We start from the raw sequence: 21,195 nt of genomic DNA, 5'->3' as shown, positions 1-21,195 counted from the left end.
TGTCGTCAGCCGCCAGCCGCGAACTCGCTACCCACCATGGGTGGATGCCGCGGGCCCGCTGCGACTTGCGGATGACCCGACCTGGCGACCTCGGAGCGATGTTTGTGCAGCGTCCGCCGGATACCGTCAGCGTTATGGCGATTACTTCCCTGCCGCACCCGGACACCCGACCGGCACCGTGGCATCAGCGACTCACCGCACGCCTGCACCGCACAGATCCCGGGCCCGACGGGGTCGACGTCGGCATCGCCGTGGTCTGCTTCGCGGCGTTCACGCTGCCCGTGCTGATCGGCGCGACCAGCGGGCACGGGTCGCCGCTCGCCATCGCCGCCCTCGGTGCTGCGGTGGTCGCGCCGCTGATCGTCCGTCGCCGGTGGCCGCTGGCGGTGCTCGTCGCGGTGACGGCCGTGCTGTGTCTCGCCGCCGTGCTGGGGGTGCGATTCACGCCGTGGGTAAGCAATGCCGGTCCCGCCTTCGGTGTCGCGGTGCTCACGCTGGCCGACCGGTGGCCGCGGCGCGAGTCCGTGCTCGCCACCGTTGGGGCCCTCGTCGCCATCTACATCACCGCGATGGTCGCCGCGCCGCTGCATCCCGATCAGGACCAGAACTTCGTCGAGCTGTTCATCGCGATCCCCGCCTGGCTGGCCGGTGACATGCTGCGGACCCGTCGCGACTATCGGAACAGTCTTGCCGCGCAACAACTTCGGCAGGCCGAGGAAGCGGAGCGCCGGATCCGGGCCGAGGAGCGGTTACGGGTCTCGCGCGACGTGCACGACCTGATCTCGCACACCTTGAGCATGGTCGCCGTCCGTTCCGGGGTGGCGCGCCTGCTGATCGACGAGCAACCGGGCGAGGCGCGGGAGGCGCTGAGCACCATCGAGACGGCCAGCCGCTCGGCATTGCGGGAGCTGCGGCGAGTGCTGGCGCAGATCCGGGAGCCGGGGCCGCAGGACGAGCCGGGCGAACCCGGGCTCGCCGAGATCGCGACGCTCGTCGAGGGGCTGCGCCACAACGGTCTGACCGTGGAGTATCAGGTCGTCGGTGCGCCCGTTCGCTATCCCGCCCTATTGGAGACGACCGTCTACCGCATCGTGCAGGAGGCGCTGACCAACGTCGTCAAACACGCGCAGACCGACCGCGCGCGGATCGAGATCCGGCATGTGCCGCGTGAGCTGACCGTGTCCATCGCCGATGACGGACCGGTGACGCACTCAGCCGGGCAGCCGATGGACAGCGAAGGCAGTGGTCTCGGACTCGTCGGGATGCAGGAGCGGGTGTCGCTGTTCGGCGGCCGCCTCGACGCCGGGCCACGACCCGAGGGCGGCTTCGCCGTCACCGCGCGCTTCCCTCTCGATACGGACGACCATGTCTGAACCCGAGTCCGGTAGCACGATCCGGGTGCTGATCGCCGACGATGAAGCCCTCGTCCGAGCTGGGTTCCGGGTGCTGGTCGATTCCGCCGTGGATCTCACCGTCGTCGGCGAGGCGAGCAACGGCGGCGAGGCGGTGCGGCTCACTCGCCAGTTGCGCCCCGATGTCGTGCTGATGGACATTCGAATGCCGATCATGGACGGTCTCGAGGCGATGCGGCATATCGCCGCGGGCGAGACCCAGGGCCCGCATGTGCTGATCGTGACCACTTTCGATCAGGACGAGCACGTCTTCCAGGCGCTGCGCAGCGGCGCGAGCGGGTTCCTCCTCAAAGACTCACCGCCCGAGGAACTTCTGCACGCGATCCGGGTGGTCGCCAACGGTGACGCTTTGCTGACGCCGAGTGTCACCCGCCGGATGATCAGTACGTTCGCCCGCCAACCCGTGGCACCGGCCGCGCCGCCGGATGTCTTGGCCGCGTTGACCGACCGCGAACGCCAGGTTTTCGAGCATGTCGCGGCGGGGCTGTCCAACGCCGAAATCGCGAGCACCCTCCATCTCAGCATCGCCACCGTCAAAACTCATGTCGGACGCCTGCTCACCAAGCTGGCCGTGCGCGACCGTGCCCAGCTCGTCGTGCTCGCTTATGAAACCGGAATCGTGGTGCCGGGCAACCGCTGACCGGGGGGATGCTCGCCGTTCGCTGTTGTGCCCGCAGGCGGACGCGGGTAGTTTTGCAGGTGGTTCAGACACGAGCCGATGGTGGCCTCACACCTCGATCGGCTCGCGACAATGCGGCCGGGCTCGGCGCGGGCTACAACCGAATCACGCTGGGTGGCAGGTCCGTTCGGCGCTGACCCGGAGCGTTGCGCATGACGAAACCGCTAAGTCCTCGCCAGCCTCGAATGTCTCGACGGCTGCTCTCGCATTCCCACCCACCAGCGAGCATCAGCGAATACTCGCAGGGACAGCTGCGTATTCGCGCCAACACCACATCGCGGGGCATCCAGGTGCTCACCATCGTCGGCGAGCTCGACCTGGCCACCGCTCCGCTGCTGGAACTGGCGCTGCACGACAGTCAACGTGCGCCTGCCGTGGTCGCGGACCTGAGCAAAGTCGGCTTTCTGGGCTTCGCCGGTGTCGACGTGCTCATCCGTGCGGCTCAGCGCGCCGACAGCCGCCTACGTCGGTTCGCCGTCGTGGCATCCACCCGCCCGACCCAGCGCGCCCTCAGCCTGACCGACGCTTACGACCGCATATCTTGTTATCCGCGTGTGGATCTCGCGATGCGGGCCGTGACGGAATAGTGGTCCGGCGGCCGACCACCTGCTCGCGGCGTCAGCACCGTTGCGAGCAGGCGGTGGCCGCGCCGCGTGTCCGGTGCCGCCGCTCTTCGGCAGGTGTGTTGCGATGGTCGGTATGACCTCGGGTGCAGTGGAATCGTCATCGGCGGATGGTGTGCGGGCGTTCGACGGGTTGGCCACGGAATGGTCGCGGGGGATGGGGCTGCGGGTGCCGTTGGTGAACGCGCCGATGGGGGGAGTGGCGGGGGGGGGGGGGGGGGGGGGGGGGGCGGCGGGGGGGGGGGTGGGGGGGGGGGGGGGGGGGGGGGGGGGGGGGGGGGGGGGGGCGCGGGGGGGGGGGGGGGGGGGGGGGGGGGGGGGGGGGGGGGGGGGGGGGGGGGGGGGGGGGGTGGGGGGGGGGGGGGGGGGGGGGGGGGGGGGGGGGGGGGGGGGGGGGGGGGGGGGGGGGGGGGGGGGGGGGGGGGGGGGGGGGGGGCCGCGGGGGGGGGGGGGGGGGGGGGGGGGGGGGGGGGGGGGGGGGTGGGGGGGGGGGGGGGGGGGGGGGGGGGGGGGGGGGGGGGGGGGGNTGGGGGGAGTGGCGGGCGGACGATTCGCGGCGGCGGTGACGGCCGCGGGCGGATTGGGCATGATCGGGATGGGGAGCGCAGGGTCGGCGCAAGCGCTGCAGCGGGAGCTGCGCGAGCTGGGCGAGGTGCGCGGTCCGTTCGGGATCGGGGTGGTGGATTGGGTCGTCGGCGCGGAACCGGCGTTGCTCGAGGTCGCCGTGGCGGCCGCGCCTGCGTTGATCTCGGTGAGTTTCGGTCAGGACCTGTCCTGGGTGCAGCGAGTGCGGGAAGCCGGAATCCGCACGGCCACACAGGTATACACCGTGGACGACGCGCGCCGGGCCGAGGACGCGGGCATCGATGTCGTGGTGGCGCGCGGCGCGGAGGGCGGCGGCCACGGTGCGCCGGAGATGGCCACCCTGCCGTTGCTGGACGCGGTGGTCGGCGCGGTATCGGTCCCGGTTCTGGCCGCGGGCGGTATCGGCTCGCCGGCAAGTCTCGCGGGCGTGCTCGCCGCGGGGGCCGCCGGAGCGTGGGGGGGTACCTGCCTGGCCGCGTGTTCGGAGTCGTTGCTGGCCGATGGCGCGCGCCGGGCGATGGTCGCCGCCGCGGGCACCGACACGATGCTGACGCGGGTCTTCGACGTCGGCATGGAATGGCCTTGGCCGACAAGGTTTCCCGCCCGGGTGCTGCGCAACGAGTTCGCGAATCGGTGGACCGGCCGGGAACAGCACCTGTCCGACGACGCGCAGGCCAAGCAGGCTCTCGCCGCCGCGATGGCTGCGGACGACCCACGAATCGCTCCGGTCGATGCCGGGGAGTCCGTCGGGATGGTCGCCCGGGTCGAACCGGTGGGCGCGGCGATCGAGAATCTCTGCGCCGGTGCCGCACGATTGCTCGATGGACGCACTCGGCGGCGGTGATCACCTGCCCGAGTTACCGGCTCTCGACGTGTTAACAAATGTAAATCACCGGAGAACCCACGGTTTCCGAATGATCACCGGTACGGCGGTGAAACACCCCTACCGTGCGGTATTTCCGCTGGATTGCGGTTTTCACGCAGGTGGGGCTGTTACGGGAGATAACGCGCGCCCGGCCTCCGATGACCACGACATTGCCGCCGCCTCACAGCGCACAATGCGCCGCAGCGGGGTGTGAGGAAACTGTTTGGACGCACGTCCCCGCGTCCTTACAGTCGGAGCACCAGCCCGATTTTCACAGCTCGAAGGGGGCGTCGTGGCACAATCACGGACCGACCGACCATCCGCCGACGCCGGCGACGCACTCCTGCGACTGGGCAAGTATTTTCACCGCGGCGAGATTTCGGCGGACCAGCGCACGCTGCACAAAACCGGTGGCCGCGGCGCCGACGAGTTCTATCGCGACCGCTGGTCACACGACAAAGTGGTGCGTTCTACGCACGGCGTGAACTGCACGGGATCGTGCTCCTGGAAGATTTACGTCAAAGACGGCGTGATCACCTGGGAATCGCAGCAAACCGACTATCCCTCGGTCGGCGCGGACAAACCGGAGTATGAGCCGAGAGGTTGCCCGCGCGGCGCCTCGTTCTCCTGGTACACCTATTCGCCCGCCCGCGTGCGCTATCCGTATGTGCGCGGTGTGCTGCTGGAGATGTACCGCGAGGCCAAGTCCCGGCTCAAGGACCCGGTGCTCGCGTGGGGCGAGATCGTCGAGGACGCTGAGAAAGCCAAGCGCTACAAGTCATCCCGGGGTAAGGGCGGCTTCGTGCGCGCCGAATGGTGGGAAGCGGCTGAAATCGCGGCCGCGGCGCACGTCTACACGATCAAACAGTACGGCCCGGACCGGGTGGCGGGCTTCTCGCCGATTCCCGCCATGTCGATGGTCAGCCATGCCGTCGGCGCGCGGTTCATCTCGCTGCTCGGCGGCTCGATGCTGTCGTTCTACGACTGGTACGCCGACCTGCCGGTGGCCTCACCGCAGGTGTTCGGCGACCAGACCGACGTCCCGGAGTCGGCGGACTGGTTCGACGCGGGTTACCTCATCATGTGGGGCTCGAATGTGCCGGTGACCAGGACCCCGGACGCGCACTACATGACCGAGGCGCGTTACCGCGGGCAGAAGGTCGTGGTGGTCTCGCCCGACTACGCCGACAACACCAAGTTCGCCGACGAATGGGTGGCGGCGCGGCCGGGAACCGATGCGGCCCTTGCCATGTCGATGGGGCACGTGATGCTCAAGGAGTTCTTCGTCGACAAGACGACGGACCGCTTCACCGACTACGTCAAGCGCTACACCGACCTGCCGTTCCTGATCACCTTGGACGAGCGCGACGGCGCGCACGTGCCCGGAAAGTTCCTCACCGCAGCCGATTTGGCGGCCGCCGGTACGGTTGCGCAGGGGGCAACCGAACCACGCACTGCCGGGGCGGAGGGTGACGATTTCCGCACCGTGCTGCTGGACGCGGACGCGAATCCGGTGGTGCCCAACGGATCCCTGGGCGACCGGTTCGGCGCCTCGGGCACCGGACGGTGGAATCTCGATCTGGCGGACATCGATCCGCTGCTGACGCTGCACGGCCGTACCGACGACGCTGCGGCCGTGCGGTTTCCCCGCTTCGACACCGATGTGCCCGGTGTACTCACCCGCGGCGTGCCGACGATAGTTGTTGCGGGCAAACGGGTTACCACAGTGTTCGACCTGTTGCTGGCGCAGTACGGTGTCGGCCGCGACGGCCTGCCCGGCAACTGGCCGACCGGCTACGACGATGCATCCGAGCCGTACACTCCGGCCTGGCAGGAGGCCATCACCGGCGTCCCGGCCGCGCAGGCGACACGCATCGCGCGCGAATTCGCGGACAACGCGGACCGGTCCGGCGGCCGCTCGATGATCCTGATGGGCGCGGGCACCAACCACTGGTTCCACTCCGACCAGATCTATCGCGCGTTCTTCACGCTGACCCTGCTCACCGGCTGCCAGGGCGTCAACGGCGGCGGCTGGGCCCATTACGTCGGCCAGGAGAAGTGCCGTCCGGTAACCGGTTGGTCCACCCTGGCTTTCGCCTCGGACTGGCAGCGTCCGCCGCGGCAGATGCAGGGCACGGTCTTCTGGTATCTCACCAACGACCAGTGGCGCTACGACCCGTTCACCGCCGAGACCTTCGCCTCGCCGTTGAACGAGGGCCGGTTCGCCGGCCGCACCGCCGCCGACAATATCGCGCTGGCCAGCAGGCTCGGCTGGATGCCGAGCTACCCGACATTCGACCGCAATCCGCTGGACCTGGCGGACGAGGCCGAGCAGGCGGGCAAGTCGGCACCGGAGCACATCGTGGACGAGTTGAAGTCCGGCGACCTGCGTTTCGCCTGCGAGGACCCGGACGCGCCGGAGAACTTCCCGCGGTGTCTGACGGTCTGGCGGGCGAACCTGCTCGGCTCCTCCGGCAAGGGCAACGAGTACTTCCACAAGCACCTGCTGGGCGCGGACTCCAATCTGCAAACCACCGACGTCACCGGTGTCCGCCCGCAGGAGCTGGTCTGGCGCGATCAGGCGCCGACCGGAAAACTGGATCTGCTGCTGTCGCTGGACTTCCGGATGACCAGCACCACGCTGTTCTCCGATATCGTGCTGCCCGCCGCGACCTGGTACGAGAAGCACGACCTGTCCTCCACCGACATGCACCCGTTCGTGCACGCCTTCTCCCCGGCGATCTCGCCGCCGTGGGAGGCCAAGACCGACTTCGACGCGTTCCACCGGATCGCGCGCGGGTTCTCCTGGATGGCGGAGAAGCACCTGGGTGTCCGCAAAGACATCGTCGCGGTACCGCTGCAACACGATTCGCCTGACGCCATGGCGCAGGCGGGCGGCCGGGTGCTGGACTGGAAAGCCGGTGAGTGCGAGCCGATTCCGGGCAAGACCATGCCGAAGCTGGTCATGGTGGAACGCGATTACCCGAAGATCGCGGAGAAGATGGCGGCCCTCGGCCCGCTGATCGACACCCTCGGCCTGACGACCAAGGGCGTCGCCACCTACCCCGACGAGGAAGTGAAGTACCTCGCGGCGACCAACGGCACCGTGGTTTCCGGTGTGGCACAGGGGCGTCCGTCACTGGCCAAGGACACGCACGCCGCGGAGGCGATCCTCGCGCTGTCCGGCACCACCAACGGCAGGCTCGCGGTGCAGGGCTTCGAGGCGCTGGAGCGGCGCACCGGCACCGAGCTGGCCGACCTGGCCGCCGAGCACGAGGGCAAACGAATCACCTTCGCCGACACCCAGGCTCGGCCCGTCCCGGTGATCACCTCACCGGAGTGGTCCGGCAGCGAGACCGGCGGGCGGCGGTACTCACCGTTCACCATCAACACCGAACGATTGAAGCCCTGGCACACCCTCACCGGCCGCCAGCACTTCTACCTGGACCACGACTGGATGCTGGAACTCGGTGAGCAGCTGCCGATCTTCCGGCCGCCGCTGGACATGACCGCGTTGTTCAGTGAGCCCGATGTCGGCGCGGTGACCGAAAAGGGCGTGACCGTCCGGTATCTGACGCCGCACTCGAAGTGGTCGATCCACTCGGCCTACCAGGACAACCTGCACATGCTCACGCTGTCGCGCGGCGGCCAGTCAATCTGGATGTCGGAGAAGGACGCCGCGAAAATCGGTGTCGCCGACAACGATTGGATCGAGGCGGTGAACCGCAACGGTGTCGTCGTCGCACGGGCCATCGTGTCGCACCGGATGCCGGAGGGCACCGTGTTCATGTATCACGCACAGGACCGGGCGGTGGACGTGCCGCGCATCGAGGATCGGCCGGAGGTCAACGACGCCCGCGGCAAACGCGGCGGCATCCACAACGCGCTGACCCGGATCATGATCAAACCCTCACACCTCATCGGCGGCTACGCGCAGCAGTCCTTCGCGCTGAACTACCACGGCCCCACCGGAAACCAGCGCGACGAAGTAACCACTATTCGCCGCCGCTCGCAGGAAGTGGAGTACTGACATGCGCGTCATGGCCCAGCTCGCCATGGTGATGAACCTGGACAAATGCATCGGTTGTCACACCTGCAGCGTCACCTGCAAGCAGGCGTGGACCAACCGCGGCGGCACCGAGTACATGTGGTTCAACAATGTGGAAACCCGTCCGGGACAAGGGTATCCGCGCCAGTATCAGGACCAGGAGAAGTGGAAGGGCGGCTGGCAGCTCAACCGCCGCGGCAAGCTCACCCTGAAATCCGGCTCCCGGATGAAGCGGCTGCTCAACATCTTCGCCAACCCGGACCTGCCCACGGTGGCGGACTACTACGAGCCGTGGAGCTACGACTACGACAACCTGCTGTCGTCTCCGGCGATGGACACGACCCCGGTCGCACGCCCGAAATCGCTGATCACCGGCGAGGACACGAAGATCACCTGGGGCGCCAACTGGGACGACGACCTCGGCTCCGGCCCGGAACAGGTCGGCAAGGACCCCTTGCTGTCCCGGCTGTCCGATCAGGTGAAGCTGGAGTTCGAGCAGACCTTCATGTTCTACCTGCCGCGGATCTGCGAGCACTGCCTGAACCCGTCGTGCGCGGCCTCGTGCCCGTCCGGCGCGATCTACAAACGCGCCGAGGACGGCATCGTGCTCGTCGACCAAGACAAGTGCCGCGGCTGGCGCCAGTGCGTCACCGGCTGCCCGTACAAGAAGATCTACTTCAACCACAAGACGGGCAAGGCGGAGAAGTGCACCTTCTGCTACCCGCGGGTGGAGGTCGGCATCCCCACGGTCTGCTCGGAGACCTGCGTCGGCCGGCTGCGCTACATCGGCGTGATGCTCTACGACGCCGACAAGGTCCTCGAGGCGGCCTCGGTCACCGAGGACAAGGACCTGTACCCCTCGCAGTTAGGCGTATTCCTGAACCCGCACGACCCCCGGGTGATCGCGGAGGCGGAGCGGGCCGGCATCTCGCCGGAATGGATTCAGGCGGCGCAGGATTCGCCGATCTACAAGCTGATCGTCGACTACCAGATCGCTTTGCCGCTGCATCCGGAGTACCGCACCATGCCGATGGTCTGGTACGTGCCGCCGCTGTCGCCGGTGGTGGACGTGCTCTCGGAGACCGGCCACGACGGCGAGGATGCGCGAAACCTGTTCGGCGCGATCGACGCATTGCGGATCCCGGTGGAGTACCTGGCGGAGCTGTTCACGGCGGGTGACGTCGGACCGGTGCGCGCCGCGTTGCAGCGGTTGGCGGGGATGCGGGCGTTCATGCGGTCGGTGAACCTCGGCGAAGAACCGGATCCGGCGATCGCCCCCTCGGTGCGGCTGGAGCCGGAGGAGATCGAAGCGATGTACCGGCTGCTGGCGATCGCGAAATACGAACACCGGTACGTGATTCCGTCGGGCGCTGGTTCGGAGGCGCATCAGCTGGACGCGTTGGCGACCGGGTGCAGCCTGGACAACGACGGCGGCCCGGGCATGACGGCGTTCGACACCATGGTGGAGAAGTTCCACCTGACCGACACCAATGGTGCTGCGCCGGAGGAGAAGTCGAACCGCGTCAACCTGCTCAACTGGGATGGGCAGAGCACCAACGGCTTGCTGCCCTCACCTGCCAACGGCAAGGCTCCGGGCAACGGGGTAGCCGCGAATGGCGGCAACGGCTCAGCGGCGAACGGCAGCAACGGCTCTGCCGCGAACGGCGCGGTCGATAACGGAAGCAACGGTGCTGTACCCGACGGTGTGCCGCCTGTAGCCACGACTACCGGAGCGCCCCAATGAGACCGCGCGTCCCGAATCCGAGCGGGGGTCCGTCATGTCGCTACTGAAGGTGCGCCGCAGGCCCGAGCCCGCAGTGCCGATGGCCGAACGCGACCGGCGCGTGGTGTGGCGGATCGCCGCGCTGCTGCTCGACTACCCGAGCGAGCAACTCCTAGCGATGACCGACGATCTGGTCAGTGCCGCAACGCAATTGCCGGAGCCGGTGCGGGATCACCTGATCCAATTCCTCACCCACCTGCGCGCAAGCGCACCGCTGGACCTGGCGACGCGCTATGTCGAGACCTTCGACATGCGCCGCCGCTCCAGCATGCACCTGACCTTCTACGCTTACGGCGACACCCGCAAGCGGGGGATGGCGCTGCTCCGGTTCAAGCACGCCTACCGGCACGCGGGTGTCGAGCTCGGCGACGAGGAGCTGCCCGATCACCTGCCGGTCCTGCTGGAGTTCGCCGCGACGGTCGATCCGATCGGCGGTGAACGGTTGCTCGGCGAGCATGTGCCGGTCATCGAGCTGCTCCGGCTCTCCTTGGCCGACAACAGGTCTCCCTACGCCGCCGTGCTGGCGGCGGTGGTCGCCACGCTGCCCCCGCCGACCACGGCGGACCGGCGGCGCATCGCCGAGTTGGCCGCGCAGGGACCACCGGAGGAAGAAGTGGGACTCGAACCGTTCGCCATGGATCCCACCATGTTCGCGCAAGGAGAAGGCCGCCGATGACCAGCACCCTGTGGTTGACCCTGCCGTATGTGGCATTCACCTCGTTCGTCCTCGGTCACCTGTGGCGGTACCGGAACGACCAATTCGGTTGGACCACCCGCTCTTCCCAGGTCTACGAGAGCCGCCTGCTGCGGCTGGGCAGTCCGCTGTTCCACTTCGGCATGCTCGGGGTGATCGGCGGCCACGTGATGGGCGTCTTGATACCGGCGTCGTGGACCGCCGCGGTCGGCATCTCCGAGCACGCCTACCACTTGGTCGCGGTGTCGGCGGGTTCGGTGGCCGGCGCGGCGGTGCTGGCCGGTGTCGGCATCCTGCTCTATCGCCGGTTCACCGTGCCCGCGGTCCGCAAGGCCACCACCGCCAACGACAAACTGATGTACGCGCTGCTGGCCGCCGCCTTGATCACCGGCCTGCTCAATACCTGGGGGAGCAACCTGCTCTGGGGTACCTACAACTACCGCGAGACCGTATCCCCGTGGTTCCGTAGCCTTTTCACGCTGAATCCGGAACCCGGTCTGATGGTCGGCACACCGTGGACCTTTCAGGCCCACGGCCTGGTCGTGCTCACCTTGATAGGCATCTGGCCCTACACCCGCCTGGTCCACATGTTCAGCGCGCCCCTCGGTTACCTGACGCGCCCCTACATCGTCTACCGCCGCAAGGAATCCAACGCCCCCGACACCCGCCGCTACGCCCGTGCTTGGGACGCTCCTGTCACTCCGGAACACTGGCGTTGATCCACGTTCCGCGACTCACCTGAAACGCCGCTGTGGCAACGCATCCGAAGAGATGCGTTGCCACAGCGGCGTTCTCGATCTCAGTGCCCGACTACGACCAGCACGAATTGCTGGGTCGGATTGTGCTGCGCCGGACGGCTCACCACGCCGAAGTCCTTCTCGGCGTACTCGTGTGCGTCCACGTAACGATTGTTGGACGCCTGCTGCATCGTGTACTTTCCGCCGCCGAGGGCCCGGATGTGCCACACCTGCGTGGGATTGTTCTGCGCGGGCCGGGTGACCAGGCGGTAGTCCAGCGACTCGATCTCGTGCGCGTCGAGGTAGCGGTTGCTGCTCACCTGCTGCACTGTTCCGGTTCCGGTGCCGCTGTCGTCCCAGCGAATCCGCCACTGCTGGCTGGTGTCGCCCTGCTTCGGGCGGGTGACCACGTTGTAGTCGTGGGTGCCGTCGTTCCACGCGTCGAGGTAGCGGCCGCTGGACACCTGTTGGATCGTGACGATGTCGTCGGGCTGTGCGGCGTTCGCGGTAGCGGGAACAGCGACGAGGCCGACCACGGTCAGGGTGCCGAAGAACAGTCCTGCTGCTGCGCGGCTGAGGGAGTGTGTCAAGTGCTGATCTCTCTGGTGGAAGGGCCTGTCCACCAAGGTTCGGGCACCCGGACCTGCTTCGTAAGCCACCCTGGGAGGTAGCCAGGCCGCCACAGGGTGCGGAAATCACCCCGGAGGGTGGCCGCCGATCGCGTTGCGCGGGCATGTGCTTGGGTGAACCCGTGCGGAAACGGACCTGGCTCAGCATCGGTGGCGGTCTTGTCCTGGCGATCCTGTGGGGTGAGTGGGAGAACTGGCGCGCGACGCGCAGGGTGGTCGGGTCCGTCGCGGGTGACTCCGAGGCCGTGGTCGTGCTCGGGTATCGCGACGCCGGCACGCGTGCCAACCTGATGAATCGGTGGCGGGTGCGGGCGGGGCTGCGGTCGATCGATCCGGCCGCCACCCGGACTCGGCTGGTGCTGTGTGGCGGGGCGTGCGCAGGTCCGCATACCGAGGCGGCGCTGATGGCGCGCTACGCCACCGAAGCCGGTGGGTATCGCGGGGAAATCGTCCTGGAGGAGTCCAGCCGAAGCACTTGGGAAAACATCGCTTTCGCGATTCCGTATCTCGAGGATGTCGAGCGGATCAAGATCGTCTCGTTGCCGTTCCACGCCGAGAAGGCCAGACGTTATCTGCGGAAGCAGCGCCCGGACCTGGCCGACCGTCTGGTGCACGGCAGCGAGTATCGGTTCGGCGATCTGCTGCCGTTCACGCCGCTGCTCGCCGTCTACGGGCGGCTGAAGGATGCCCGCGACGTCCCGTGACGCACGGCTGAATCAGCCAGTGCGCCAGCGGGACTCGACGTTCAGCGCTGGCCGGCCCCGGAGAGTTCGAACGCCTCGGCTTTGGGTTGCCGGGTCGCGCGCCAGTAGCTCGTGCCGGTGCCCGGCCAGGACTGCCGGTTGCGTCCGGTGTGATCGAGGAACCAGCTGTGGCAACCGCCGGATACCCACACGGATTTGTCGAGCTTGCCGTGCAGCCAGGTGTTGAACTCGCGCTGCACCTCGTCGCGCACCTCGAGCCGCGTCGAACCCCGGTTCTCCATCATGCGCAGGCATTGCACGATGTAGCGCACTTGGGATTCGATCAGGAACAGGATGGATTGCGCACCGCCACCGGAATTGGGGCCCATGATCATGAAGAAGTTCGGGAAACCCGCCACCGTCATGCCGTAGTAGGCCTGCATGCCGTCGCGCCAGGCGTCCTGAATGGTGAGCCCGTCCCGGCCGACGATGTGCTCGTCGGCGCAGCGGTTGCCGGTGGCGAAACCGGTGCCGAGCACGACCACGTCGGCCTCGTGTAGTTCGCCGTCGGCCGTGCGGATTCCGGCTTCGGTGAATTCCTCGATGCCCTCGGTCACCAGGCCGACGTCCGGGCGCTGCAATGCCGGATAGAAGTCGCTGGAGAACAGGATGCGTTTGCAGCCGAAGGTGTAGGACGGGGTGAGTTTCGCGCGCAACTCCGGGTCGGGCACCTGCTTTTTCAACTGGTGCAACGACATCCACTTGAGCAGTGAGTTCAAGCGGGGATGGAAGTAGCCGGCCACCGGCGCCTCGTGCAACCAGAAGGCGGCATTGCGGTAGATCTTCATCGCACCGGGGAAGGCCTTGAACAGGCGCTGCTCCAGGGCGCTGACCGGGCGGTCCATCTTCGGCAGCACCCAGTGCGGGGTGCGCTGGAAGACCTCGACATGCGCTGCGGTGTCGGCGATTTGGGGGACCAGCTGGACGCCGCTGGAGCCGGTGCCGATCACCGCTACTCGTTTGCCGGTCAGATCCACCGAATGGTCCCACTGCGCGGAATGGAACACCGAGCCCTTGAAGGTGTCGCGCCCCTTGAACTCCGGAATATTCGGGACGTGCAGTGCGCCGTGCGCGGCGACCACCGCGCGCGGCCGATACTCGTCACCATCGGCGGTGCGCACCACCCAGCGGTCGCTGGCGTCGTCGAATTCGTAAGACACGGCTTCGGATTGGAATCGGATATACGGCTCGAGCTCGTAATCCTTGACCACTCGCCGGATATAATCGAGTATCTCCGGCTGCGGAGCATACATCCGCGTCCAGTCGGTATTCGGCGCGAACGAGTACGAATACATCATCGACATGATGCCGCAACCGCACCCGGGATAAGTATTTTCCCGCCACACGCCGCCGACCCCATCGGCCTTCTCGAGGATGACGAAATTCGTCTCGCCCGCCTCCAGCAGCTTGATCGCCATTCCCACACCGGCCAACCCCGTACCGACGATGAGAACGTTCGGATGCTGCACCTGATCCATCGACGCCATGGTTTCCCTTCACTGCACCTAGACGGGAAGGTTAGCGTTCCGGCAACCTTCCGGTACACCCCCCGAGCAGGTGGATTTCCGCGGGATACCCGGAAACGAGTTGCCCGATCCGGGCACGCCTCATATCGCGTTGAGGGCGTCCACGGCTGCGGCTTGGGTGGCGAAGTTGGGAAGGTCGTCAGGTCGACGCGGGCCTTGCCATCGAAAACCGAACTCGTCGGTGTCGGCGGGCAGCGAGTCCGCTTGTCGGATGAGGAATTCCAGTGTGGCGGAACGGGAGTGGCCGCTGTCCACCAGCTGCCGGTAGTTGCGGACGAACACCCCCTTGAAGGTTTCCGCATCCCGGCACCGGGGGCCGGGGCAGTTCGTGGCGCTGGGTTCTTCCAGAACACCGTCCTGGATGAACGGTGACCCTGCGCGCGTCACCGCCGAGGCGATCGTATCGGCCGTGGCGAACAGATCGTTGTGTCCGGTGGCCTGGCCCAGCGCCACCAATCCGCCGATCACCGCCCCTTGAACGTAGGTCCATCGCGTGCCCTCGTCGGCGAGCACGCAAGTGTCACCGCTCGGGGCGAGGTCGAGGTGGTCGTTGATCAACCCGGATCGGTCGATCAAAGCGCGGCCCGCGCGTGTGGTGAACCAATCCCACATCGTCTGTGCGCGAGCGAGATACCACGAGCGATTCGATGGATCGACCCGCGTGCTCAGCTGGGCGGTCGCCGTGAGATACAACGCGTTGGTGATCGCGTTCACCTGGGTCCACGGGCGCTGATCCGGATCGACACCCACGCGTGCCCACGCCAGCCCGCCGTCGCAGAACGTCGTGCGCTGATCATCGAGTCCATCGACAACGACCTGCGCCGCCGTGAGGTAGCGCGGATTGTGGGTGAGGTCGAAGGCACGCAACCACGCCAACGCCCACCACAATTCGTCGTCGTTGTAGCCGGTCCGTCTGGGAACCCCTATTCGAGCGACGTCGCCGTGCCGGTAGATATCGTCCACATAAGCGAGGTACTGGAGGTCATCGGTGCGCGCCGCGTAGTCGATGACAGTGGTCAGCGCGTTGGCGCTCTGCCAGGTACTGGCGTCGTTCTCCCAGAGACCTGTCCCGAGGTCATAGCGGTCCAGCAATCGGTCGATGGCCCGCAGACGCCGGTCCGGTGGCGGGTCGGCTTGTTCGGTCCATCGAGTACAGCGGACCTCCGGCCGGTCACCGGCCTTCCCGCAAGCGCGCAGCAGCCCGTCGTCGTATCGGTAGAACCGCGTATCCCCGGCGGTGGCAGCCACGGCAATGGTTGCCGTCAACCTTTCGTCTCGGCTGCTACGGCCGGTGCGATCGAGCCACACCGAATCGCCCGGCTGCCCGTTCACGATGCTCGCCCAGGCGCCAGTGCCTGTGGTGGTCAAGGTGATCGTGCGCGCCCACACCCGAACCTGCGGATTCACCCGGCGGATGCCGGTTGCGGTCCGGGGATCGTCCCCGTCGCAGGGCCGATCCAGGCATCCCGGTACCTCTGTCGACGCCCCGTAGTGCAAGGACTGCGGCTTCACCACCAGGTATGCCCCCAGCACCAAGCCGACGACAACCCCGACCACAACGGCCCGCCGAGCCCGTTTGCGTTCGATCACGGCCCACACCATAGCCAGGTTACGAAAAGGGTGTGCGCTGCGGCGATCGGGTCTAGGCGGGGTTGTTGGAGATGGAGACGACGGAGTTGTCTACGCGGACTTGGTATACCGGCAGGCTCGCTGAGTCGTCGTCGAGGCAGTGCCCGTCGATCAGCGAGTACGCCTGTTTCAGTAGCGGTGAGATGACGACGGGGGTGCCGTCGCGGTCACCGACGAGCCCGCGGGAGATCACGGCCGCGCGGCCGATGGGATCGATGTTGCCGACGGCGGCGAGGGTGTCGTCCGACAGGCGGAACAGGGCTGCTTGGGTGGCCGTCGTGCCGCTGCCCAGCAGCACTGCTACACCGCGGCCGGGGATCAACCGGTCGATGCCGCATGCTCGGGTCCACCCGGCGCTGAGAGATGTAGCGCTGCCGAGGGTTTCGACGGCGGTCATCGGGTGCTGCTCGCCGCGGCCTCGGCCTCCAGCACGAAGGTCTCCGCCTCGACCACCACGTCGGCCTCGGTGCGGTCGCTGGGCCTGCGCAGGAAGACCGCCCAAACCACCACGGCGCAGGCAACATAGAAGCCCATGAAGACCCAGAACGCGGTGGTGGCCGACTGGGTGGACGCGTAGGACGAGCGCAGCATCAGGTTGATGCCGACGCCGCCGAGCGCACCGATCGCGCCTACGAAACCGATGAGCGCGCCGGAGGTGTTGCGTGCCCATGTGGCCTGCTCGTCACGAGAGACGTTGAGGCTCTTGGACTTCGCGTCGAACACCGACGGGATGATCTTCGTGACGGATCCGTTGCCGATGCCGGACAGAATGAACAGCGCGATGAACCCGGCGATGAGTGTCACCATCGCCGCGCCGCTCGGCACGCCGCCGTTGCGATCACCGAGCGTGCTCGCCACTACGACGGCCACCGCGGCCACCATCATCGCGCCGAAGACATACATGGTGACCTTGCTGCCGCCGATCCGGTCGGCCCACTTACCGCCGTACGGGCGGGCCAGCGACCCGAGCAGCGGTCCGATGAACGCGATCTGCGCGGCGTGCAGTGCCGCCTGCGCCGCGCTGTCGCCACCGGCCTTGAAACTGATCTGCAACACCTGACCGAAGGCGAAGCTGTAGCCGATGAACGAGCCGAACGTACCGATGTAGAGGAACGCGATCGCCCAGGACTGCGGCACCTTCAGCGCCGCGACCATGTCCGCCAGGTCGGCTTTCTGGTTGCGCAGGTTGTCCATGTAGAGGGCGGCGCCGAGCGCGGCGAGAGCGACCAGGACCAGGTAGATCGCGCAGATCAGCGACGCGTAGCCGTTGCCGAGGGTGGCGATGATCAGTAGACCGAGCAGCTGGATCGCCGGAACGCCGATATTGCCGCCGCCCGCGTTGAGCCCGAGCGCCCAGCCCTTGAGCCGCTGTGGGTAGAACGCATTGATATTGGTCATCGACGAGGCGAAATTGCCACCGCCGAAGCCGGCGAAAGCGGCCACCACCAGGAACGTCGTATACGAGGTGCCCGGCTGATTGATGAAATACAGCGTGAGCAGCGTCGGGATCAGCAACAGGAACGCGCTGAAGATGGTCCAGTTGCGGCCGCCGAACTTCGCGGTGGCCACGGTGTACGGAATCCGCAGGATCGCGCCGACCAGGGTCGGCACCGCGACCAGAAAGAACTTGCCCGCGGGATCGATGCCGTAGGTCTCGGTGGGCATGAACAGCACCATCACCGACCAGATCGACCACACCGAGAAGCCGACGTGCTCGGCGAAAACAGACCAGATCAGGTTCCGCTTGGCAACGTCCTTACCGCCGGCTTCCCAGGCCACCACATCTTCGGCATCCCAGTTCTCGATGTCACGGTTACGCGTCAGCGTGCTCAACTCAGGCCTCCCACAATCGGTTGTCTCCGACGGTAGGCAGCGGGTATTGCCGACATGATTCGTGGAATGACCGGGAGATCAACGGTTGCTCACGGAGCGCTGAGTGGTCGCGTGATGCCGGGCCGCTCACGCGGCTCCCAGCCGGTCAGTCGGCGCGCGGTGTCAGCACGTCCTCGAAGAGGGCATTTACCAGATCCTGGGGGACAGGTGAGCCGGTGAGAGCGCGAAAACGAGGTGTCGATAGTGGCAGCTGACGGTCGAGGCATTGGAAATGACGAGCCCTGAACAACTGGCCGCTGACGCCCGCTCACTCCCGCGCGGAAAGCAATCCGTTAGTAGTCGACATCCTCCAAGCCCAATTCGGGGACTCGCCCTTCAGTTCCTGAAGCGCCATGGCAAAGCCGTTCCTGGTAGCGCCTGAGACCGACGGGCACCACACCCGCTGCCCGCCTCGAGATAAGTTATCGACGCTGTCACGCGCAGGGTGGGCACGGCTTAGAACTTGGGGGATTGGGATGTTTCGACGGTTGGCGCTGATCGCGGTACTGATGGTGACTGCGGTTGCCTGCCAGGAGAACGCAGCGAACCCGCCGGAGCCGCCGGTCGCGACCGGACCGGAGGCGGAGATGCTGGCGCGGTTGCGCACCACCGACATCTGCGCGCTGCTGCCCCGCGCGGAGCTGGCGAAACTCGGCCCGGTCACGGCCGTCGGCACCGATCAGTTGTACGGGTGCAGAGCCAAATTCGGCACCGACCGCAACACTGGCACCGAAGTGGATTGGCTGGTGCGCGCAGTCGATCAAACCGGGCCGGACCAGGGCGCCAACGTCACCATCGACGGCATGACCGTGAACCTGCTCGGCGACAACGATGCCCGCTCGCCGGAGGAGGTCGCGAGTGCGTCGACCCGCACCTGCACCGCGTACGCACAACTGCCGACCGGCGGCTCCATGTCCCTGATGGTCACGATCCCGCCGGGAACCGAACCGTGCCCGGCCGCGCAATCCCTCGTCGCCGTCGCGCTGGCCGAGTGGAAACGCCATCCGCGCGTGGGTGATTCGCCGGACACGGTGCGAACGGCGGTGACTGGTAAGGATCCGTGCGCGGTACTGGCGAAGCTGCCGGATGCGATCCGCGGCGATTCCGAATGGGGCGATCGCTGCTGGTTCAGGCTCGACGGTGACGCGATCTATGTCGGCTACGGCCACTCGACCGACCGCGAGTTCAAGAACTACGAACGCGTGGAAGTCGCTGGGCAGCACGCATACTGGACATCCAACCAAGCCAATGGCAGCTACCGGATTCACGTCGGCCAAACCTTCGACCCGGTCGCCGACAACTCCGACTACGCAAGCGTGCCCGCCGTGACAATCAACGGCCGCGACCGGGCAACCCTCGAAAAGGTCACCGCCGCAGTCCTAGAAGTGCTACCAGCAGTGAAATGATCAGTGCCCGAACGACATCGAGCAACCGACGCGGCCTTGACGACTCGTGGACCGGAACGAACGGCGTCGGATCATGGCAGCGGACCTGACCGTGACTCGGACGCTGGTGATCCCCGCATCCGAGCTACACGAGCGCTTCTCCCGGTCGTCCGGCCCCGGCGGCCAGCACGTCAACACCACCGACAGCCGAGTAGAACTATCGTTCGACCTCGCCAACTCACCCTCCGTGCCGGAGCGACTACGCACCCGCATGCTCGACCGCCTGGCCACCCGCCTGGTCAACGGCGTACTCACGATCACCGCATCAGAGCACCGCGCACAGCTGCAGAACCGCACCGCCGCCCGCGACCGCCTGGCCGCGCTACTCCGTGAAGCCGCCGCCGCCCCACCACCCGTCCGCCGCCCCACCAAACCCTCACGCGGAGCAAAAGAACGCCGCATCTCCGCCAAGAAACGGCGCGGCATCACCAAACGAAACCGCCGCGCCTCACCCGACGACTAGCCCGACGGGCAGCACCACCGGGCGGGTGGCGTGTTATCGACAACTACGGCCGTACGAGATCTCCACAGATCCAACACAGCAAGTCCGTCGCGGTCTATGGGCCGTTTCTTTTGCTGGTCACTCCGTGTCTTGTCATCGTCGGCATCTCAGGGCTGTTGCCGTACCGGTTCGCCCCCAGGGCCGTTGCCTTCGGCGCTGTGCTCATGGGTGTATTCGCGTACGGTGAGCAGCCCGCCCGTGCCGGAACCTTCGGATGATCGCCTGTTCTGAGGAGGTGCTGAACCGCGCGGGAATCTGAGGACCACGACCACCACTCAGCCGTAGAAGGTGACCAAGTCCTGCGGCGGTAACGGTCCGTCAGGGAAGTTCATGGCGAACGTGTTGAAGCGGAGGGTCTCCTCCGCGGCGGCCAGTAGGACGTTGACCAGACCGGCCGTCGCCGCCCCGACGGTGATCACCTCGTAGACCTCGCGAAGCTCCGTCACTCGCTGTGCCGCCACATGCCCGACGAATGGCGCGTTTCTGGCCTGGGGCGTGCTGGCGAAGGGGTTGTCGTAGACGAAGCTCGAAGGTGTGAGTTCCGGGGGTACTCCGGCGGCTTCGAGCTCCTCACTCGCTACTTCCAGGAACCGCGCGCCCTGCCGCAACGGCCCGAGGTCGAAGCGGGTCGACTCGCCGTGCTCGATCACGTCCTGCCAGACGCAGGTGTAGGCGTCCCCGGCGCCCGGGTTCTTGGGGCGGTCACCGAAGATGTCATCGACGGCCTCTGCCACGGACAGGGACCCGTTTCCCGCGCTCTGCGCGTCCATGGCGATCGCGCGCCGTCGGCTCCCCTCCAGCGTCCCGGGTCCCGGCTGCCGAACCCACAGATGCACATTCTCCAGACTCACGCTGTAGATGGTGAGCTGCGTACTCATCGGTTCTCCTCCACTCTGTGTTCCTGGACTGCGACCACCCGATCACAGCAACAGGCGCTGACCGCCGCCAAGACCGTCAGCTCTCGATGGCCCTCCGCAAGAATCAGGCAGTCGTGGTATTGGATGCCGATGCGGCCGGGGACAATTCGAAGAGTGCAACAGCCGAAGCGGAGGCAGCCGTGTCGCTCCGGACCGGATCGATGACGATCTTGTACTCGGTGCTGTCCAGCACGTCGATCGTCACCACGACCGTGTCATTGGCGTCGGTGGCGACAATGCGACCATCGATCATCTGATCCAAACCGTCCGCGAACTGCTGGATTCCGACCCAATCGAAGACGGCCGCCCCAGCTTCGACCGCGACCTGGAACTCTGCCCATGTGACGCCTGCGGGAAACCTTCCGACGCCGTCGCAGTCGTCGAGTTTCCACCGCCAGTTGTTCGCCGGGAACAACTCGAGAACATCACGCAGATGCACCAAGGTTTGTTGGTCGGTCCACATAGGGATGGTTTCGACGATCATCATGCATCCTCACCGACATGGC

At 66.9% G+C, this 21,195-nt stretch carries 18 protein-coding genes; 11 read left to right on the top strand and 7 right to left on the bottom strand.

Translation table 11 applies throughout. The features are described 5' to 3' along the window. Positions 1–134: 134 nt before the first annotated feature. From DBO33_RS23145 to narI, 8 genes are all read left to right on the top strand, one after another. Positions 135–1,373, top strand: coding sequence for a sensor histidine kinase (locus DBO33_RS23145; protein WP_107656914.1), 1,239 nt, complete (start codon positions 135–137; stop codon positions 1,371–1,373). Beyond that, positions 1,366–2,052: a response regulator gene (locus DBO33_RS23140; RefSeq protein ID WP_107656913.1), complete on the top strand. Its 687-nt coding sequence runs from the start codon at positions 1,366–1,368 to the stop codon at positions 2,050–2,052. Before DBO33_RS23145 ends, DBO33_RS23140 begins: the two co-directional genes overlap by 8 nt. A 224-nt stretch (positions 2,053–2,276) precedes the next feature. Further along, complete coding sequence (locus DBO33_RS23135; protein ID WP_159080423.1) at positions 2,277–2,678, top strand: STAS domain-containing protein; 402 nt, start codon at positions 2,277–2,279, stop codon at positions 2,676–2,678. Between the two features lie 562 nt (positions 2,679–3,240). After that, positions 3,241–4,143: an NAD(P)H-dependent flavin oxidoreductase gene (locus DBO33_RS23130; protein ID WP_234391386.1), complete on the top strand. Its 903-nt coding sequence runs from the start codon at positions 3,241–3,243 to the stop codon at positions 4,141–4,143. 313 nt (positions 4,144–4,456) lie between these two features. Beyond that, positions 4,457–8,194 (top strand): nitrate reductase subunit alpha, encoded by a 3,738-nt coding sequence (locus DBO33_RS23125; RefSeq protein ID WP_107656911.1) that lies wholly within the window; start codon positions 4,457–4,459, stop codon positions 8,192–8,194. Position 8,195: 1 nt separating this feature from the next. After that, entirely contained in the window at positions 8,196–9,956 is a 1,761-nt protein-coding gene (narH, locus tag DBO33_RS23120) for a nitrate reductase subunit beta (RefSeq protein WP_107656910.1), read from the top strand. Between the two features lie 34 nt (positions 9,957–9,990). Then, positions 9,991–10,671 (top strand): nitrate reductase molybdenum cofactor assembly chaperone, encoded by a 681-nt coding sequence (narJ, locus tag DBO33_RS23115; RefSeq protein WP_107656909.1) that lies wholly within the window; start codon positions 9,991–9,993, stop codon positions 10,669–10,671. After that, positions 10,668–11,408 carry a respiratory nitrate reductase subunit gamma gene (gene narI, locus DBO33_RS23110; RefSeq protein WP_107656908.1) on the top strand — a complete coding sequence of 247 codons (741 nt, stop codon included), beginning with the start codon at positions 10,668–10,670 and terminating at the stop codon, positions 11,406–11,408. The genes narJ and narI overlap by 4 nt, the downstream gene beginning before the upstream one ends. Before the next feature lie 80 nt (positions 11,409–11,488). Here narI and DBO33_RS23105 read toward each other — a convergent pair whose 3' ends face one another. Further along, entirely contained in the window at positions 11,489–12,016 is a 528-nt protein-coding gene (locus tag DBO33_RS23105) for an RICIN domain-containing protein (RefSeq protein WP_159080421.1), read from the bottom strand. Positions 12,017–12,177: 161 nt separating this feature from the next. On the opposite strand from DBO33_RS23105, the gene DBO33_RS23100 reads away from it, so the two are divergent. Continuing rightward, complete coding sequence (locus tag DBO33_RS23100; RefSeq protein ID WP_234390997.1) at positions 12,178–12,759, top strand: YdcF family protein; 582 nt, start codon at positions 12,178–12,180, stop codon at positions 12,757–12,759. Between the two features lie 41 nt (positions 12,760–12,800). Here DBO33_RS23100 and DBO33_RS23095 read toward each other — a convergent pair whose 3' ends face one another. From DBO33_RS23095 to DBO33_RS23080, 4 genes are all read right to left on the bottom strand, one after another. Continuing rightward, a complete protein-coding gene (locus tag DBO33_RS23095; protein ID WP_234390996.1) occupies positions 12,801–14,276 on the bottom strand; it encodes a flavin-containing monooxygenase in 1,476 nt (491 codons plus the stop codon). A gap of 129 nt (positions 14,277–14,405) precedes the next feature. Further along, the gene (locus DBO33_RS23090; RefSeq protein WP_159080420.1) at positions 14,406–15,914 is read right to left on the bottom strand and encodes a glycoside hydrolase family 76 protein; all 1,509 of its coding nucleotides are present in this window, start codon (positions 15,912–15,914) and stop codon (positions 14,406–14,408) included. Positions 15,915–15,966: 52 nt separating this feature from the next. Next, positions 15,967–16,350, bottom strand: a complete 384-nt coding sequence (gene nirD, locus DBO33_RS23085; RefSeq protein ID WP_107656903.1) for a nitrite reductase small subunit NirD — start codon at positions 16,348–16,350, stop codon at positions 15,967–15,969. Further along, a complete protein-coding gene (locus tag DBO33_RS23080) occupies positions 16,347–17,786 on the bottom strand; it encodes an MFS transporter (RefSeq protein ID WP_107656902.1) in 1,440 nt (479 codons plus the stop codon). The genes nirD and DBO33_RS23080 overlap by 4 nt, the downstream gene beginning before the upstream one ends. Positions 17,787–18,178: 392 nt before the next feature. On the opposite strand from DBO33_RS23080, the gene DBO33_RS23075 reads away from it, so the two are divergent. Both DBO33_RS23075 and arfB read left to right on the top strand, forming a co-directional pair. After that, positions 18,179–19,231, top strand: a complete 1,053-nt coding sequence (locus DBO33_RS23075) for a hypothetical protein (protein WP_159080419.1) — start codon at positions 18,179–18,181, stop codon at positions 19,229–19,231. Between the two features lie 73 nt (positions 19,232–19,304). Next, positions 19,305–19,733: an alternative ribosome rescue aminoacyl-tRNA hydrolase ArfB gene (gene arfB / locus DBO33_RS23070; protein WP_107660525.1), complete on the top strand. Its 429-nt coding sequence runs from the start codon at positions 19,305–19,307 to the stop codon at positions 19,731–19,733. Positions 19,734–20,047: 314 nt separating this feature from the next. On the opposite strand, the gene DBO33_RS23065 is transcribed toward arfB, so the two are convergent. Both DBO33_RS23065 and DBO33_RS23060 read right to left on the bottom strand, forming a co-directional pair. Continuing rightward, positions 20,048–20,650 carry a DUF7691 family protein gene (locus tag DBO33_RS23065; RefSeq protein ID WP_107656900.1) on the bottom strand — a complete coding sequence of 201 codons (603 nt, stop codon included), beginning with the start codon at positions 20,648–20,650 and terminating at the stop codon, positions 20,048–20,050. Positions 20,651–20,753: 103 nt separating this feature from the next. Then, complete coding sequence (locus tag DBO33_RS23060; RefSeq protein ID WP_159080418.1) at positions 20,754–21,173, bottom strand: hypothetical protein; 420 nt, start codon at positions 21,171–21,173, stop codon at positions 20,754–20,756. Between the last annotated feature and the right edge of the window lie 22 nt (positions 21,174–21,195).

This window comes from Nocardia suismassiliense (assembly GCF_900269665.1).
GTDB classification, from domain to species: domain Bacteria; phylum Actinomycetota; class Actinomycetes; order Mycobacteriales; family Mycobacteriaceae; genus Nocardia; species Nocardia suismassiliense.
This window is presented reverse-complemented; position numbering and strand designations above follow the sequence as displayed.

What these genes read in the sequence shown, in the direction of transcription:
- DBO33_RS23145 (WP_107656914.1), top strand. Translation starts at nt 135, where the DNA reads ATGGCGATTACTTCCCTGCCGCACCCGGACACCCGACCGGCACCGTGG.
- DBO33_RS23140 (WP_107656913.1), top strand. Translation starts at nt 1,366, where the DNA reads ATGTCTGAACCCGAGTCCGGTAGCACGATCCGGGTGCTGATCGCCGAC.
- DBO33_RS23135 (WP_159080423.1), top strand. Translation starts at nt 2,277, where the DNA reads ATGTCTCGACGGCTGCTCTCGCATTCCCACCCACCAGCGAGCATCAGC.
- narH (WP_107656910.1), top strand. Translation starts at nt 8,196, where the DNA reads ATGCGCGTCATGGCCCAGCTCGCCATGGTGATGAACCTGGACAAATGC.
- narJ (WP_107656909.1), top strand. Translation starts at nt 9,991, where the DNA reads ATGTCGCTACTGAAGGTGCGCCGCAGGCCCGAGCCCGCAGTGCCGATG.
- narI (WP_107656908.1), top strand. Translation starts at nt 10,668, where the DNA reads ATGACCAGCACCCTGTGGTTGACCCTGCCGTATGTGGCATTCACCTCG.
- DBO33_RS23095 (WP_234390996.1), bottom strand. Translation starts at nt 14,276, where the DNA reads ATGGATCAGGTGCAGCATCCGAACGTTCTCATCGTCGGTACGGGGTTG.
- nirD (WP_107656903.1), bottom strand. Translation starts at nt 16,350, where the DNA reads ATGACCGCCGTCGAAACCCTCGGCAGCGCTACATCTCTCAGCGCCGGG.
- DBO33_RS23075 (WP_159080419.1), top strand. Translation starts at nt 18,179, where the DNA reads ATGGCAAAGCCGTTCCTGGTAGCGCCTGAGACCGACGGGCACCACACC.
- arfB (WP_107660525.1), top strand. Translation starts at nt 19,305, where the DNA reads ATGGCAGCGGACCTGACCGTGACTCGGACGCTGGTGATCCCCGCATCC.
- DBO33_RS23065 (WP_107656900.1), bottom strand. Translation starts at nt 20,650, where the DNA reads ATGAGTACGCAGCTCACCATCTACAGCGTGAGTCTGGAGAATGTGCAT.
- DBO33_RS23060 (WP_159080418.1), bottom strand. Translation starts at nt 21,173, where the DNA reads ATGATCGTCGAAACCATCCCTATGTGGACCGACCAACAAACCTTGGTG.